Annotated in this window: 13 protein-coding genes; 7 read left to right on the forward strand and 6 right to left on the reverse strand. The window is 61.7% G+C overall.

Annotation, left to right across the window (positions count from 1 at the left end):
• Nucleotides 1-3 precede the first annotated feature (3 nt).
• The gene (locus AS189_RS01995) at nucleotides 4-1,494 is read left to right on the forward strand and encodes a dihydrolipoyl dehydrogenase family protein (RefSeq protein ID WP_082633980.1); all 1,491 of its coding nucleotides are present in this window, start codon (nucleotides 4-6) and stop codon (nucleotides 1,492-1,494) included.
• A 125-nt stretch (nucleotides 1,495-1,619) separates the two neighbouring features.
• On the opposite strand, the gene AS189_RS02000 is transcribed toward AS189_RS01995, so the two are convergent.
• Nucleotides 1,620-2,738 carry a serine hydrolase domain-containing protein gene (locus tag AS189_RS02000; protein ID WP_062285971.1) on the reverse strand — a complete coding sequence of 373 codons (1,119 nt, stop codon included), beginning with the start codon at nucleotides 2,736-2,738 and terminating at the stop codon, nucleotides 1,620-1,622.
• A 268-nt stretch (nucleotides 2,739-3,006) separates the two neighbouring features.
• Between AS189_RS02000 and AS189_RS02005 the strand changes: the two genes are divergently transcribed.
• Genes AS189_RS02005 through AS189_RS02015 form a run of 4 tightly spaced genes read left to right on the forward strand, consistent with a single transcriptional unit; the run spans nucleotide 3,007 to nucleotide 7,899 of the window.
• Nucleotides 3,007-6,324, forward strand: a complete 3,318-nt coding sequence (locus tag AS189_RS02005; RefSeq protein ID WP_062285972.1) for an alpha-mannosidase — start codon at nucleotides 3,007-3,009, stop codon at nucleotides 6,322-6,324.
• The gene (locus tag AS189_RS02010) at nucleotides 6,321-7,370 is read left to right on the forward strand and encodes a glycoside hydrolase 5 family protein (RefSeq protein WP_202814111.1); all 1,050 of its coding nucleotides are present in this window, start codon (nucleotides 6,321-6,323) and stop codon (nucleotides 7,368-7,370) included. Before AS189_RS02005 ends, AS189_RS02010 begins: the two co-directional genes overlap by 4 nt.
• Nucleotides 7,319-7,606, forward strand: a complete 288-nt coding sequence (locus tag AS189_RS20450; RefSeq protein WP_202814112.1) for a hypothetical protein — start codon at nucleotides 7,319-7,321, stop codon at nucleotides 7,604-7,606. The genes AS189_RS02010 and AS189_RS20450 overlap by 52 nt, the downstream gene beginning before the upstream one ends.
• A 32-nt stretch (nucleotides 7,607-7,638) precedes the next feature.
• Nucleotides 7,639-7,899, forward strand: a complete 261-nt coding sequence (locus tag AS189_RS02015; RefSeq protein ID WP_062285973.1) for a hypothetical protein — start codon at nucleotides 7,639-7,641, stop codon at nucleotides 7,897-7,899.
• A gap of 55 nt (nucleotides 7,900-7,954) precedes the next feature.
• Here the strand turns inward: AS189_RS02015 and AS189_RS02020 are convergent, their stop codons facing one another.
• From AS189_RS02020 to AS189_RS02035, 4 genes are all read right to left on the reverse strand, one after another.
• Entirely contained in the window at nucleotides 7,955-8,380 is a 426-nt protein-coding gene (locus AS189_RS02020) for a universal stress protein (RefSeq protein WP_062285974.1), read from the reverse strand.
• Between the two features lie 113 nt (nucleotides 8,381-8,493).
• Complete coding sequence (locus AS189_RS02025) at nucleotides 8,494-11,301, reverse strand: FAD-binding and (Fe-S)-binding domain-containing protein (RefSeq protein WP_062292762.1); 2,808 nt, start codon at nucleotides 11,299-11,301, stop codon at nucleotides 8,494-8,496.
• 561 nt (nucleotides 11,302-11,862) lie between these two features.
• The gene (locus AS189_RS02030; RefSeq protein ID WP_062285975.1) at nucleotides 11,863-12,297 is read right to left on the reverse strand and encodes a hypothetical protein; all 435 of its coding nucleotides are present in this window, start codon (nucleotides 12,295-12,297) and stop codon (nucleotides 11,863-11,865) included.
• A 359-nt stretch (nucleotides 12,298-12,656) separates the two neighbouring features.
• A complete protein-coding gene (locus tag AS189_RS02035; RefSeq protein ID WP_237760033.1) occupies nucleotides 12,657-13,151 on the reverse strand; it encodes an acyl-CoA thioesterase in 495 nt (164 codons plus the stop codon).
• Between the two features lie 133 nt (nucleotides 13,152-13,284).
• On the opposite strand from AS189_RS02035, the gene AS189_RS02040 reads away from it, so the two are divergent.
• Nucleotides 13,285-13,743 (forward strand): hypothetical protein, encoded by a 459-nt coding sequence (locus AS189_RS02040; RefSeq protein WP_129587122.1) that lies wholly within the window; start codon nucleotides 13,285-13,287, stop codon nucleotides 13,741-13,743.
• A 70-nt stretch (nucleotides 13,744-13,813) separates the two neighbouring features.
• Here the strand turns inward: AS189_RS02040 and AS189_RS02045 are convergent, their stop codons facing one another.
• The gene (locus tag AS189_RS02045) at nucleotides 13,814-14,314 is read right to left on the reverse strand and encodes a DUF456 domain-containing protein (RefSeq protein WP_062285977.1); all 501 of its coding nucleotides are present in this window, start codon (nucleotides 14,312-14,314) and stop codon (nucleotides 13,814-13,816) included.
• A gap of 100 nt (nucleotides 14,315-14,414) precedes the next feature.
• On the opposite strand from AS189_RS02045, the gene AS189_RS02050 reads away from it, so the two are divergent.
• A complete protein-coding gene (locus AS189_RS02050; protein ID WP_062285978.1) occupies nucleotides 14,415-16,292 on the forward strand; it encodes an HNH endonuclease signature motif containing protein in 1,878 nt (625 codons plus the stop codon).
• The last annotated feature ends 329 nt before the right edge of the window (nucleotides 16,293-16,621 follow it).

Raw genomic sequence — 16,621 nt, forward strand, 5'->3', positions numbered from 1 at the left:
TTTATGGCCGCCGCGATCAAGCCGGAGACTGTTGATGTTGTGGTGCTCGGCATGGGACCGGGTGGGGAATCGGTTGCTGGCGAGCTGGCTTCCGCCGGCCTGTCCGTGGTGGGCGTGGAGGCCAGACTCGTGGGCGGCGAGTGTCCGTACTACGGCTGCATCCCCTCCAAAATGATGATCCGGGCCGGGAATGTGGTGGCCGAGGCGCTGCGCATTCCCGGCCTCGCCGGCACCGTGGAAGTCGCCGCCGATTTCACCCCTGTGGCAGGGCGCATCCGCAAGGAAGCCACCGACAACTGGGATGATGCCGTGGCCGCCAAGCGCTTCACCGACAAGGGCGGGCGGCTGGTGCGCGGCACGGGCCGGCTGACCGGTCCACGCGAGGTCACCGTTTCCATGCCCGACGGCGGCCAGCTCACCTTCCGCGCGCGCCTCGCCGTGGTGCTCAACCCGGGCTCCAACCCTGCGGTGCCAGCCGTGCCAGGGCTTGAAGGAACACCGTTCTGGACCAACCGAGAGGCCGTTCAGGCGCAGACTGCACCTAAGTCATTGATCGTGTGGGGTGGCGGACCCATTGCGGTGGAACTGGCCCAGGCATTCACTCGTTTTGGAACCAAGGTGACTATGGTGCTGCGTGGCTCCCACCTCATTTCCAAGGAGGAGCCGGAGTCCGCCGAACTGCTGGCTGCCGTGTTCCGCAGTGAGGGCATCAAGATCGTTCGGAACAAGGACATCACCTCCGTTTCATATTCCCGCGGCCGTTTCCGAGTCCATGTAGAAAATTCCGACGACGGCAAAGTTGTCGGGGCAGAATCAGCCGGTGCTGCTGGTGGTACGGCTGGTTCTGCCGCATCCGCCGCCACCGCTGCCCCGAGGCTTTCCGCCGAACGCTTCCTGGTGGCGACAGGACGCACCCCGGCGCTGGCCGACCTTGGGCTGTCCAAAGCAGGCATCAAGGTTAAGAAAAAAGGCACCCCCACCGTTGACGAGCACCTGCAGCTGGCCGATGGCCTGTACCTGATTGGCGACGCCGTGGGTGCCGGGGCCTTCACTCACATGTCCATGCATCAGGGCAATATTGTGGCCGGACACATCCTTGCCCAGCACTCCGGGCAGCCGGAGCGAGGCGTCACCGACAATCACGCGGTTCCGCGGGTAACGTTCACCGATCCGGAAATCGGTGTGGTCGGCATGACGGAAAAGCAGGCGCGGGACGCTGGTCTATCCGTGCGGACCGGTTTCACTGCATTGGGCGATTCCACTCGCGGCTGGATCCATAAATCAGGCAATCAGGGATTCATCAAGGTCGTGGAGGACAGCGAATCTGGTGTTTTGGTGGGCGCCACGTCCATGGGGCCTATGGGTGGGGAGGTGCTGTCCATGCTGGCACTGGCCGTGCATGCGCGCATTCCTGTCGCCACGCTGCAGAGCATGATTTACGCGTACCCAACGTTTCACCGGGCCATCCCGGAAGCCCTGCGAGCGCTCAAATAGCAGCACCCGCCCAAGGAGTACCCCCAAAGGGGCCCGGCATCGGCTGACCGGCGAGGCAAGCGCTAGTGTCGGGCGAGTTCAAGGGGAGTCCGAATTTACGACGCCAGTGTTTACGCCCCGCTTACTTATGCCCCGGCGAGAATCGCTTTCCGAACGGCGGCGCTGAGCACCATAGCCCGGCCAGCCGTGCCACCTTCTTCAGCCCGGGCCGGGACGTAGCCAAAGCCAACCCCGTACAGGGGGTCCGCAAAACCCAAAGCCGCGTTGGCGCCGTCGTGCCCGAAGGCTTGTGCACTGCCAAAGTCCATGCGCGGGTTGGCTTTCATGAAGGTCACGGCGAAGGAGGAGATCTCGCAGAACACCCGGTCCATGCCCCAGACCTGTTCCTGGCTCATCAGGGCGATGGTTTCGGGCTGCAAATACGCGGGCACCCCGTCGATTCCGGTGATGGCTCCGGCGTAGACCCGCGCTAGGCCGTCGGCGGAACCCACACCGGCACCGCTGCAGCTTCCGGCCGCGCGCACGCTGCGGATGTTGGGCAGTTCCAGCAGGTTTCCGGCCTGAACGTTGCCGGCCATCCCGGCGATGGAGCCAGGCTCGAAGAAGTCCGGGGCTGGCTGCTCGTCAAAGAGGACGGGGCGGAAGCGCGGCTCTTCGGATTCGGGCAGGCCTAAGAACATATCGGCCGCCAATGGGCCGCGGATGCGGCGGTTGTAGACCTCTTGTAGGCGTTCGCCCGTGATCCGGCGGCACAGTTCCTCAAGGAACACGCCCATGGTCAGTGCGTGGTAGCCAAACGTTCCGCTGCCGGGGCGCCAGAGGGGCGCCATCGCTGCCAACCGGTCTGCCACGGCCGGCAGATCGTTGTATTCCTCCATGGCAAAGCCACCCTGCACGCCCACCAGCCCGGCTTGGTGCGAGAGCAGCTCGCGCACTTTCACGGCACCCTTGCCCTGTTGGGCAAACTCGGGCCAGTAGCTGGCAACGGTGGCATCCAATTCCACCAATCCGTCCTGGACCAGCAGGCTAAACGCCAAGGCGGAAACACCCTTGGAGCAGGAGAAGACGCCTGTCATCGAATCCGCAGCGGAGTCTGGCCCACCCACCAGGTCAAGAACCTGCTCGCCACCCACGTAGACGGCCAGCTGCGCGCTGTAGCGAGGATCGGCGTCGAGCAGGGCATCGAAAAGATCCCGGACGGGGGCGAACTGGGGCGCGGAAAAACCTTGAGCAGATGCATTCATGCTTCCACTCTAGGGAATGCCGCGCCGGTCCGGGCAACTATTCATTCCCCCACACCGCAATAATCGCGCAGCGGCTAAAGCAGCAGTGGGCAGTTTCGGTGCTGCTGGTGCGGAGGAGGCATTGGCAGGCGGCAACTGCACCTGCACCCCGACCAAGTTTTAGCCATTCATTGACCGGCACGCTTCGCCTTATCCCCCACCCGCGTGAGCCCCCCACTAGACTGAAAATTCAGCTCCTCTGCCGTCCGCCACGGGAAGGTCCACCCACATGCATGACAAACACGGCCTGATTCAGAACCGCCTCAAACGAGTTTTGGTGGAACGGATCATCCCGGCCATCCACACCCCCGTTGCGCCGCTGGAGCTGACGGCTTGGCATGTGGAAGGCGGGCAGGGCGAGCCCGTTGCCCCCGCCGTGGCGCTTGGCCTGGCTCCCGCAGCAACCGCCCCGGATTACCAACCCTTCTTCGTGGGTCAGCAATGGGGCCCGGCCTGGGGCACCAGTTGGATTCACATCACCGGCACGGTTCCGCCGCTGGCCCGTGGGCACAAAGTGGAGCTCGTGGTGGATCTGGGCTTCAGCCAGTCGTGGCCTGGCTTCCAGGCCGAAGGTTTGGTGTACCGGCCCGACGGGCAGACCGTGAAGGCCTTGAACCCGCTCAATACCTGGGTTCCCGTGACAACCGATATCCCGGGTGGCGCTGCACACGGTGGCACCGCGCAGGGCGGGGAAACTATTGACCTGTACGTTGAGGCCGCCGCCAACCCGTTTGTCTTCACCGACAACCCCTTCATCCCCACACAATTGGGCGAAAAGTTCACGGCCGGGGATGCCCCGCGCTACACCATGGCCCGGGCCGACATCAATATTTTCAACACCGAGGTGTGGGAACTCGTCCAGGACTTTGAGGTTCTGGACCAGCTACAGGCAGAGCTGGACCTAGGGAATCCACGCCGCTGGGACATCCTGTACGCGCTGGAACGTGCGCTGGACGCCGTCGTACTTTCAGACATTGTGGGCACAGCCGCGGCAGCCCGCGCCCTCCTCACTGAGGTTTTGGCCCAGCCTGCCAATGCCAGCGCCCACCAAATCACGGCAATTGGGCATGCTCACATTGATTCCGCGTGGCTGTGGCCGGTGCGTGAAACGGTGCGCAAGGTGGCTCGCACTACCTCCAATGTGGTGAATTTACTGAACGAATTCCCCGAGTTCCAGTTCGCCATGTCTTCCGCACAGCAGTATGAATGGCTGAAGGAGCACCGTCCGGAGGTGTTCGCCAAGGTCAAGGAGGCCGTGGCGGAAGGGCGTTTCATCCCCGTGGGCGGCATGTGGGTGGAGTCCGACACCAATATGGTGGGCTCGGAAGCCATGGCCCGCCAGTTCACGTACGGCCAACGCTTCTTCCGCGAAAACTTCGGGATCGAATGTAAGGAAGTGTGGCTGCCGGACTCCTTTGGCTACTCGGCCGCGCTGCCGCAGATCGTCAAGCAAGCCGGTGCCAAATGGTTCCTGACGCAGAAAATCTCCTGGAACACCGTCAACAAGTTCCCGCACCATACCTTCAATTGGGAGGGGATCGACGGCACCCGCGTCTTCACGCACTTCCCGCCCGCCGACACCTATAACTCCCAGCTCTCCGGCGCCGAGCTGGCCCACACGGTCAGCAATTTCCGCGACAAGGGTGCTGCCAAGAATTCACTCATCCCCTTTGGATGGGGCGACGGCGGCGGCGGACCCACGCGCGAAATGCTGGCCAGGGCCAAGCGCACCCGAGATTTGGAGGGTTCCCCGCAGGTCACGATTCAAAGCCCGGCCGAGTTCTTCACAGCCGCCGCGGCCGAATATCCCAATGCCCCCGTATGGAAGGGCGAGCTTTACCTGGAGCTGCACCGCGGCACCTACACCTCGCAGGCGTTGACGAAGCAAGGGAACCGTCGCAGCGAACACCTGCTGCGCGAGGCCGAACTGTGGAGCGCCACGGCCGCCGCGCGAGGCCTCATCGACTACCCCTATGACGAACTGGACCGGATCTGGAAGCTGGTGCTGCTCAACCAATTCCACGATATTCTGCCCGGATCCTCGATCGCCTGGGTACACCGCGAGGCTGCGGAAAGCTACGCCCGGATTGCCGATGACCTCCAGGAAATCATCTTTGCTGCGGTGCACGCCTTGGCTCCACAGCCGGCTGTCGAAGTGGCCCTGGTCTCAACAAACTCGGTGATCGAGCCTGGGCCCACGGCGGCGAGGGACCCGTTGCGTGCTCGCGAGCAGTGGGAGCCGTTGGGGAGCGAAAATCCGTCCATCGATTCTGCCCTGCACTTCAACGCCTCCCCGTACCCGCGCCGCGGCATCGCCCCGCTCAGCGCGGGTGTCCCGACACCGGACACAGAAAAAGTGACCGTGGAGCGTAGCGACGGCCACAGTGACAGCGGAGAAATAGTCGTCCGCAACGGGCTCATCACCGTTCGTTTCGACAAAGATGGCGTCATTTCCTCCATAGTGGACGTAGCTGCGGACCGCGAGCTGGTGCCGGCCGGACACGGCGCCAACCTGCTGCAACTGCATGCCGATTTCCCCAATATGTGGGACGCATGGGACATTGACGAGTTCTACAAGAACACCGTCACCGACCTGCGCGAGCTTGATTCGATGGACGTTGAAATATTGAACGGCCAGGCGCAGGTCACCATTAAGCGCAGCTTCCGGAAGTCGCACATCACCCAGCGTGTGCGGATTTCCCCGGACTCCAAGGTCATCACGGTGCATAATGCCGTGGACTGGCACGAGCAGGAGACCCTGTTGAAGGCCGCGTTCCCGATCGACGTGCACGCCGATCACGCCCGGTTTGAGACCCAATATGGCCACATTCAGCGCGCCACACATGAGAACACCTCGTGGGATAACGCCCGTTTTGAGGTGTGCGCGCACCGCTGGGTCCATGTGGGCGAGCCCGGTTTTGGTGCCGCCGTCATCAACGATTCCACCTACGGGCACGATGTTTCCCGCCACCCCGGCACCAATGGCGCCAGCTTCACCACGGTGCGGCTTTCATTACTGCGCGGGCCGCGTTTCCCCGATCCCACCACTGATCAGGGGCACCATTCCTTCAGTTATGGGCTCGTGGTCGGCGCCGAGGTGCAGGACGCCGTGGCCGCCGGATATGCACTGAACCTGCCGTGGCACGGCGTACCCGCAGAGGTTCCCGGTGCCACTATCGCACCCCTCGTCAGTACTGATTCGCAGGGCGCCATCATTGAGGCCGTAAAGCTGGCCGATGACCACAGTGGCGACGTGATTGTGCGCCTGTACGAGCCGCTGGGCGCCCGGGCAAGGGTGACACTATCGGCGTCGTTCCCTGTGGTCAGCGTGGTGGAAAATAACCTTCTCGAGCAGCCGTACGACGCCGGATCCCTCACCGTGGGCGCCTCGGACGGACCAGATGCCGGCACCACTGCCCGCGCCACTGGCAGTGCGGAATCTGGCATTTCAGAATCTGCCAGTTCCGAATCCGAAAACCCCTCGATGCAGCTCACCTTGCGCCCCTTCCAAATCCTGACCCTGCGCCTGCAGAGGGGCAGCAAATGAGCTTCCCAGCTCCGGTTTCTTCGTGGTTGGGCAACACCACCCCGCCACGAAGGAACCCGCTGCGCTGGGGTGTGAACTACACGCCGAGTGAGGGCTGGTTCCACTCATGGCAGGACTTTGATGTTGACGCCGTGCGGGCTGATTTTGAGTCAATCGCAGCGCTGGGCTTGGACCACGTACGGATTTTTCCGCTGTGGCCGCTGCTGCAGCCCAACCGCGCGCTTATTCGCCCCGCGGGCATTGCCGATGTGGGCCGGGTGGTGGATGCTGCTGCCGAGTTTGGTTTGGATGTTTCCGTGGACGGGCTGCAGGGGCACCTTTCCAGCTATGACTTCTTGCCCGCGTGGGTGACCAGCTGGCACCGGCGCAACATTTATACGGACCCTCTGGTGGTGGAGGCAGAGGCGCGGCTCATCACGGCGTTGGCCAAGGAGGTCACCACGCGACCCAACGTTTTGGGCATGACACTGGGCAACGAGACGAACCAGTTTGCCGTGGAACGCCATCCAGACCAGCAGCTCACCACCCCGGCGGAAATGGGCGAATGGTTCAACACCCTTTTGGCCGCCGCCCGCAAAGCCTGGCCCACGGGCATGCACCAGCACAGCTTTGATGACAACGCCTGGTTTGTGGACAGCTGCCCTGTCACGCCGGCCCATGCTACACGCTTGGGCGACGCCACAACGGTGCACTCGTGGGTGTTTGTTGCTGTGGCGCACTTGTTCCCCGAAGGCCACCCGGCCCGGACCTTATTTGCCGATTATTTAGTCCAGCTGGCCGATGCCTACTCGGATGATCCCGCCCGGCCCATTTGGTTGCAGGAGATTGGCGCCCCACACCCGGCCGTTCCGTTCGACGGCGCGGCAGACTTCTTGGAACAGAGCCTGCGCCCCGTGTTGGACACCCCAAATTTGTGGGGGTCACGTGGTGGTGCTCGCACGATGTCAGCCGGAAGCTGGCCGACTTCCCCGAGCTGGAATACACCCTCGGGCTATTGGACTCCGAGCGCCGCCCCAAGCCTGCGGGCCTGCGCCTGGCCAAGCTGATTGCCTCCGAGCGGGCCAACCCCACCGCCCCGCTGCATCGCAGTACAGCCCTCTCCTTTGACCCGGGCGACGAGGCCACGGGCATGGGCCGGTCGGTGGCTGACCCCTCCGGTGAGCTGTTCACTGCATGGTTGGCGCGGGCCGCCTCGGGTACCAAGCCCGCCTTGGTGCGTGCGTCCAAGACGTCCGACGCCGATTACCTCGCCGCCCGTGGCATCACCGATGTGGTCAATTAAGAGGAAGCCTGCCGCAATACTGGAATGCTGCCGTGCTGGAATGCTGGAATGCGGCCATCCAAACGGACATTGTCCCGCTGCGACCCGCGTTCCGGCAATTCAGGCCCGCGCGGCAGCCGGACTCACCGTACTCAGCCACATGGATTACTGCCGCCGCAGGCGTCATCCTCGGCACCCAGGGCGCCGTCGCTTTCCTGACTGGCGCTCACTCGCCGCCCACCAGACTGGGCCACCTGACCGCCGTCGTGCTTCTGGAACTGTTCATGTGCCAGATGAGGCGAGCTGACGGTTAAAGGACAAAACCCCCGCAGCACCAGGCGCTGCGGGGGTTTTGTAAACAGGCAGTGATTAGCCGTCGGTCTTCACGATGTATACATCGCACGGAGCGTTGTGGGAAACAGCATTGGCAACCGAGCCCAGTACGCGGGCCAGGCCCTGCATGCGGACGTTACCGACAACGATCAGTTCAGCTTCGAGCTTGGCGGCTTCTTCCAACAGAACGTCGGCCGGCTTGCCCAGAGCAGAGGAGTATTCGGTCTTGACACCGGAGATCTTCAGCTCTTCGGCAACGCGCTGTGCAACACGCTCAGCCTCATCTGCCGTGGAGAGGAACCATTCGTCGTTTCCAATGGCAACCTTTTCGGTCTTGTCTTCGCCGAACGCGGTCACAACGCGCAGGGTGCGGCCCGTAGCCTTGGCCAGCTCCGCAGCGACGCGTGCAGCCTTCATGGACGTTGCGTTGCCGTCGACGCCGACAATGATAATTCCAGCCATTTGTTTCTTCCTTAAGCTTGCTCCTGAAACACCAGCACCTTGCGCGCTGGCGCCATATCTTGAACCCTACTTTAGCCACAAAACTGCATAAATAGGCCTAAAAGTGGGCGAACTTACGCCCCTGTTACGGGAACTTTGCCAGAAACGGCGTCAGCCAGCAGCTCCAGAACATGCCGGTAGTCCTCCCCCGTAGCCCGGGTCATCCCCAACTCACACGTCCGGTTACACGATGCATGGCCGACGGCGCCCATCGCCACTACCTCCGCCGCTTGGGCCGCCGTGGCCGACTCGGTCAGTTCCGGGTGCAACATGCCCCGATCTCCGGCGAACCCGCAGCAACCCCAGTTATCGGGCACCTGGACGTCGTCCGCTACGGCCTCTGCCACCTGAACCAGCGCCGGGTTGAGTCCCATGCGCGCGGAAGAACATGTGGGGTGCAGCGCCAGTGATTCCAATCGTTCCCACTCCCCACCCAACAACGGCAACAGCTTCTGAGCGGTAAACGCCACGGCATCTACCACGCGCAGCGGCTTCTGTCCTGGCGCCAGCACTTCACTTTCAATGGTGTGCAGCAATCCCTCTGTGCAGCTCGAGGCGTCGCAAATGACGTCCAATGCGCCATCCCGGGTGGCAGCCCGCAGCAACTTCAGGGTCTTGGCATGCATGTCCGCCAACCCGGCCGCCATGCCTTTCGAGGACCACGGCGTCCCGCAGCACGCTTCCGAAATATCCTCCGGTACCAGCAAGTGAACCCCAGCCGCGGCACACAGCTGCTCAAAACTCGCCTGCACCCCCGCGGAATCCTCCCCTGCCGGCCCGAACATGACGTTGACACAGGCAGGGAAATACACTGCCGCCGCTTCACCGGCAGGCGCGGGCCGCCGTCGTGCCTTGCCTCCGGCGGGAAGCTCCTTGGAATACAGCGGCAGCGTGTCCTCGCCCAGGATCTTTCGCCCGAGTTTATTGACTGGTTGGACGACGCCGGATGGCACCTTGGCGGCCACGCTCAGGGCCAGTCCGGCCCCCTGGGTGACGGCGCCCCAGTGTTTGGCGGCCGTGCCCCAGACTGCACTTTCCACTTTTCCTGCATCCTTGGTACGTAGATGTTTGACCAGCGTGCCGGTGTTGATGTCCACGGGACAAGCGGTTTGGCACATGCCATCCACGGCGCAGGTGTCCACGCCCGAGTACTCATAATCCTTGGCGAGTGCATCGGCCAGTTCGGTATTGCCTGCGCGGCGGGCCGTCTCCATGTCCCGCAATGTGACAATACGTTGGCGCGGGGTCAGCGTCAGGTTCTTGCTGGGGCAGACCGGTTCGCAATAACCGCAGGAGACACAGCGGTCCACCTCGGGGTCCACCTCGGGCGGCGCAGCCTTTATATGGCGCAAGTGTGCCAGAGGATCTTGATCGAGAATGACGCCCGGGTTCAACATGCCGGCGGGGTCGAATAATTCCTTGATTCGGCGCATCACCTGGTACAGCTCATCGCCGTATTGCCGGCGCACAAACGGTGCCATGACGCGGCCTGTGCCATGTTCGGCCTTGAGTGAGCCGCCCTCGCCGAGCACCACGTCAACCATGTCTTCGGTGAAGGCCGAGTAGCGGCCCAGCTCATCCTTGCTGGCGAATTTGTCCGTCAGCATGAAGTGAATGTTCCCATCTTTGGCATGCCCAAAGATGACGGAATTAGCATAACTGTACTTATTAAAAAGAGTGTTTAATTCCAGGCAGGTGCGGGCCAGTGCGGGGACCGGAACCACCACATCTTCCAGGAGTGCGGTGGTGCCTTGCGGACGCGCGCCAGCCACCGATGTGTACAGGCCCTTGCGCAGGTGCCATAGCTCGGCGCGAACCTTGGCGTCCGTGCTGAACTCGGCCGGTTCATCAAGTCCCAGCGATCCGGTCAGCGCCACGGCCTTCACGTTGAGATCAGCGAGTTCTTCGATGGTGCCGCTCTGGTATTCCACCAGCAGCGCGGCGTGCTGGTCTACGGCCAGATCGCGCACCACCCCGGGAACTTGGCTCAGGCCCTGGCCGACCTTCAGAGACAGTGCATCCATCAGCTCAACCGTTGCGGCCCCGCTATCCACAAGGGCGGGCAGGGCCGTGTTGGCCGCTTCCAGGTTTTTGAACACCAGCAGCCCTGATGTGGCATAGGCCAGGCGCGGAACGGTGCGGAAAACAGCCTCGGCCACAAACCCCAGCGTTCCTTCACTGCCAATGACCAGGTGCGCCAGGATATCTACGGGATCATCGAAATCCAGCAGCGCATTAATCCCGTAACCCATGGTGTTTTTCATGGCGAACTGGCGTTCAATCGTGGCCCGTGAGGCAGAGTTGCTGCGTACTCTTTCGGCAAGCTCACCCAGCCCCTTGAAGAGCTCTGGTTCCAGATCCCGCAGGCGGGCCGAAGCATCAGCAGCCCCGGTGTCGATGACCGTGCCGCTGGGCAACACCAGCGTCAATGATTCAAGAGTTCGGTAGGCGTTGTCAGTGGTTCCGCAGGCCATGCCCGAGGAGTTATTAGCCACCACACCACCAATGGTGCAGGCGGCCTCACTGGCCGGATCCGGGCCGAACTTGCGGCCGAATCGAACCAGCCGCGCATTGAGCTCCCGTACTGTCACTCCCGGCTGAACGCGAACCCGGGCGCCGCCGTCGAGAACTTCAATGGCACGGAAATTCTTGCGCACATCAACCAAAAGTCCGCCACTGACGGCCTGTCCACTGAGGCTGGTACCCCCGGATCGCAGCGTGAGCGGCAGCCCGCGGGCGGAGCTGACGCGCATCAGGTTGGCCACTTCGCCAGCATTGGCTGGAACGGCCACAGCTTGCGGGATCAGCAGGAAGTGGGAGGCGTCGTGCGCATTGGCGTGGCGGTCAAGCGCGCCGGTCTTGGTCTGAGTTGGGCTGGCCATGGCTGCGCCCACTTCTTGCAGCAACGCTCCACCCAAAACCGTGGTATCCCCTGCAACTTCGCCTGTTTGCGCCGCCATCTTTGCCCCTTTGTCAGTACCTGAATCCGCAGCACTCGAAATCGCCATTCTCCATGATGGTCTGCCTGGCGCGACCGCTGCACATGTGTCCGGTGCACGCCCGCGCGTCCCACGAGTATTCCACTGTGCGAGGGTCAAATACGAGCTGCGCCACTATCCAACTAATCGTGCTATTGACCAGGCTACTAATTGGTGCCACCAGCCGGGGCTACCAACCGGGGTGGGGCGTGCCCCTCGGAGGAACTCGTGGGTTCGCGGAAGAGCACGGAGGTGCGCGGAGGAGTTCGCGGACGTGCGCGGAGGAAACCGTGGCGGCACGCGGAGGAGTGCGCGGAGAAACTCGGGGGTTCGCGGAGGAGTTCGCGGAAGAGCGCCGCGGCATTCGTGGCGGGCTTGAACCATGACGTTTGTCTTGACCAGGAGGCTGCTCTTGCTTCCATTCTCCTTCTAGCTCGCTTACTAGCGCTCTTCCTCGTCAGCTTTCTAGTTACCGTCCCAGTCATCGCCTCCGGGCCATCGCACCTCCAGGATCAAGTCGCACTCATCACGTACCGGGTCTCCATCTGGAGTGATCGCCGTGGCTGCCAGTGAACTGATGATGGGGCCGCCGCTCAACACATCTGCGGCAGTGACCTGGTAATGGCATATCCAGAACCGGTGAGTTCCCGGCAATAGAGTGCCGATGTTCAGTTCTTCTTCGCAGGGAAAGCCGGAGTACGCCAGCTCAGTCATGTCGGCGTTGCTGAACTGACGGGGCACCAACCGGACGTCCTGAAGAACTTCTAGCCCAACATTGAGGATGCAAATGGACGCAATGACCTGTTCACCCATTGAGGCCGACGCTGTGGAGCAGGAGTTCAGCAGCTTCAGACCATGCCCATCGCCTCTGCCCGGAACCACCCCTGAGCCGTCTGGCATCTGTGACGGCCTCCTGGGCATCGGCACCCGACGGGCCAGCATCGGTGCCGACCTGGCGGGCAAGAGCCCCGGGAAGTTTGCTCGCCCGGGCGCCATCGGTGTTGCCCATCCCTCTTCCGGCGCGAAGTCGAGAGCAGCTTTACCTCGACTGTGTCCAAAAATCTTTCCGTCCTCCATAGCCCCACTCCACTAGAGAAATAACCGTTCACTAGTGGAGAGGGTTCGAGCCGGTAATCATGACGCGAAACATCGCACGGGAATTTTCTATGCCAAGTTCACAACGCCTGCTCTGGCGACTTCGCTCGGATCAAACTCTGACACTAGAGGATCTATTACGTGAGGAAACGTGCGCCAGCACCTTAGGATTTGAAGTTCTTAGGCCCCTGTAGCGATTCCAGTTGAGACTTTTTGGTATCTGCCAATCGCACCAAGGTGCCGCTCGGTTCATGAAAGAACGCCAGAACTGTCTCAGCTATGACGCACTTGGTCTGCGTGACCGGATCAAAAATGGCATAGGCAACGGTGAAGCTGGCGCCCTTGATTGCGCTGACCCACACCTGAACCACCGCAGCAATATTGCGGTAATTCAGGGGCGCCAGGTATTTGACTCGGTGTTCCACCACGAGCGCCTGTGTGTTCTGAGGAAGGTCAGAAAATATTGGTTGAGCCACCTCGACTCCGGGGAGCCCGGTGCCGGCGGGCGGGCCAAACGCGTGAACGCGCGCCTCCTCCAAAATTCGCAGCACTTCCACATTGTTGATGTGTCCGTAGGCATCCATGTCTCCCCAACGCATGGGAACATTCAGCGTCAGCCGCCGTCCGGCGTCGTGGTTCATCTCAGAATCCGTCACCATTTGTGCCACCGTTCTAGTTTTGCTCTTGCGCCATGTTCTTGGATGAGTCGGCGGCCCTGTTCAGATAATAGTGGGGAATCTGACGGCCGGGCATTCGCGGCAAACAGTCAGAGTGGTTCGGTAACATGTGGCCATGCGCGCTATCCCCTCAACCCGCCGCCGAGTGGAACTGGTCCTCGTTCCACTGGTGGCCGCCTTTTGCATGGCCTTCATCATTGGTGCCATCATCATTGATCGCGACGCCGGCCTGTGCCCCACACCGACGTGGAAAAATCAGCTCACACTCTCCCTTACCGGCAATGTAGACGCCACCGCCGTGACCGCGTGTTCAGGGACGGACTGCGTGCCGTTGCCGCCCACTTTTGCAAAAAACGCTACCGACAGCTCCAGCCTGTTGACCCCCCAAAAGGATGGAACTTGGCTCTTCGACGTAGCAGGGACGCCTCCCAAATCCGTCAGCTTCCGGGTCTACGATCAAAGTTGGAAAGTTGTGGCCACCCAGTCAGCTGCTCTGAACTGGACGCGAGTCTCGGGTAATGAACGCTGCGGCGGACACATGGCACCCATCGGCGTGGTACTTCACGTCCCTTAGGGCGTTTCCTGGGGCGCCTACCTAGAAGGTGTTTCCTTGGGTGGCTACCTGGAAGGCGGTTCCTTGGCGCCTACCGGTTCAGGAAGTAGATCAGCACGCCCGCAACCCACGTTCCTGCTGCGAGTGAAGCGAACCCGAACTCCGCCAGTATTCCCAGACCGGTGGCCTTAAGGGCAGCCACAGACGACGACACCGCGGGCTTGAACTCCCTCTGGCGGGCATATTCCGAGAGGAACAGGCCCACGGCGAACCCCAGCAAGAGTCCTACCACCGGGACCACGAAGAAGCCCACCACTCCGAGCAGTAGCCCAATAACCACTGACCGGCCGGGGATGGACCGTTCCTTCATGGCTTTGCCCGTCAGCACGGCACTGGATGCCATCCCCGAGGCCACGAACAACACACCAATGCCGAAGATGATCCAGCCCAGAGGTCCGCCCACCACAATTGCCCATACCAGCAGGCTCGCAGCAATCAACAGGCTCCCGGGCAGAACCGGCACGATCACTCCGACGGCCCCTACGGCAATGGCCAGTCCGCAAACGATGGTCCAAACGATCTGTGCATCCATGCGGCAATTCTGCCATCATCTGATTCCGAAGAGAACATTTCTTAGAATCTTTTTACGAGTATCTATACCATATTCATAACGACAGGCTTATCATAGAGGTATGAGTAATCCGGAGATTGTCCCCGGAGACCGGGGCAACGAAGCCACACAGGGTGTGGCCGCACTCCTTAGCGCTATTACTCTTCCTTCCATTGAACTCTTTGGCACTGACAATCTCCTTCTTGCGGACCTGCCCGACTATGTCCCGGCAACCACGCCGGAACCCCAGCCTCAATCAAGGCTGGGATTGGCCCGGGAGAACTACGATTCAACCGTTGCCGCATTGGTGGCCCTCAAACGCCTCGATGATCGCCTTTCTGCTTGTAAGGCGGCTTTGGTGGCTCGGCTTATGGGAGCAGCCGCCGTCGAGGCTCAGTTGACGTCGCTGGATACGTGGCAGGCCGGAATCTACGAGTCCAGCGCCCACAGTGAACTCGCATTGGCCCTACAAATCCCCGAACGCACCGCCGCAACGTTGGCGCATCATTCCACCGAACTTGTCAACAACCACCAAGCAGCGTTCCAGCAATTACAGGCAGGCACCATTTCCATCCGTCACGCATGGACCATCGTGGACGAGGTGGAAACTTTACTTGAAACGCCCGGCATCACCGCCCCTCAAACTGCGGCATTTGAACAACGTCTATTGCGACTGGCACCCGGAACCACGGCCAACAGTTTTGCACCCAAGGCTCGGCGGGCCAGAGAAGCTACGCATCCAGAGACAATCAATACTCGCACCAAGGCTGCCCATGCCCAGCGCGCTATGACGCTAGGCCCGGGCAAGGACGGAATGTCGTGGCTAACCCTCCATGTGCCATCGATCGCTGCCGAGGGGATTTGGGTCAAATGCACCAGGACTGCCCGCACCATCAAGAATCGGCCCAATCATGACGGAGATCCTGATGTACCGATTGAGAATCGGACGCTGACGCAACTACGGGTGGATGTTGCCGCGGCTCTTCTGCTGGGGCAGCAACCACTACCCGGGTTCACTTTGGACGTAGCCACATCTTCCGCTGATTGGCGAGGAAATGGCTCCGGCTATGCTCAGGGGCTGGTGGATGGGATTGCCGAGAATACAACCCAGGATTACCTGGACCAGCTTGTTGCGCTCCAGTCCGACAAGCTCATTGCCGAGCCGCCGCTTCCGGAAGCTGCCGTTCTAGTCACGGTCCCCTTTCTAGGAGCGCTGGGCATCACCAACGAACCTGCGGAACTGGTGGGGTCCAGTACCTGCTCGGGGCCGGTCCCACTAGACATCGCCCGTAAACTCATGGTCAAGGCTGGTAGCTTTCTGCGAGTTCTCACCGATCCAGTCACGGGAGAACCTTTGGGTTTGCATCCGGAGAAGTATCAACTGCGGGATTCGGACAGGGCAGTATTGCGGGCCCTGACCGGCAGCTGCTACTTCCCGTGTTGCCCCAACCCGGTAATGGACACCGAAACAGACCACCTCAAGTCCTACGGCGCTGGCGGACAAACCATCTTGGAGAACCTGCGGCCCGCATGCAAAAGGCACCACACGCTCCGGCATTTCAAGGACGACAAGGACCGGCACGGAAGCTACCGCAGCATCCTAGAACCTGATCGGCACAATCTGCGCCTGCGGGGCTGGACTCCCAACCTAGATAACGAAGGGTCAGTCATTTGGACCTCGCCCTCAGGCGCAAAACATCGCGCTCCCGGCAACGATCCCCACCCACCGAGCTATCCAACGTGGCTCGAGAAGCGCCTAGCTGACCCCACAGATCCACCCCAGTCAGAGCCAGTGCCAGCACCAGAGTCAGCACCAGACTCAAAGTCAGCGCCACGAGCCACGTCAGACTGGGGTTCAGGGCCCAACTCAGTCCCGGGGAGACACAGGGCGGTGGCTGGAAAACCACACAGCCTCTTTGAACAGCTGATCGTCAGTTACATCAAGAACCACCGCTGCTGAAAACGCTGCTCCGTCGGAACGGCCACGGATTTAGCTGCCGAAAGAACCTCGCACCGATAAATGACAGCACCGAAGAACGGCGCGGAAGAGTTGGGGTTGCGTCGGGCCGTGCCGTTGCAGCAGATCAAACTCGGCTTCCACGTCAAGATGCTCGGTAAGCCACTGCGGCACCCAATTTCCAGCACTAGGAGCTCGTGTTGCAGGTGGCCGTGTGCCGGGCCACTACCGGCCGGACCGGGGTTCTTCCCCGCCGCTAGTATCGTCGTATAGGGAGTAAGTTGGCGGCGATTCACAATGCCCGGGTTGCCCCGCCCCCGGCCTAGACTTTC

Origin of the sequence: Arthrobacter alpinus (genome assembly GCF_001445575.1) — a bacterium.
GTDB lineage: Bacteria > Actinomycetota > Actinomycetes > Actinomycetales > Micrococcaceae > Specibacter > Specibacter alpinus_C.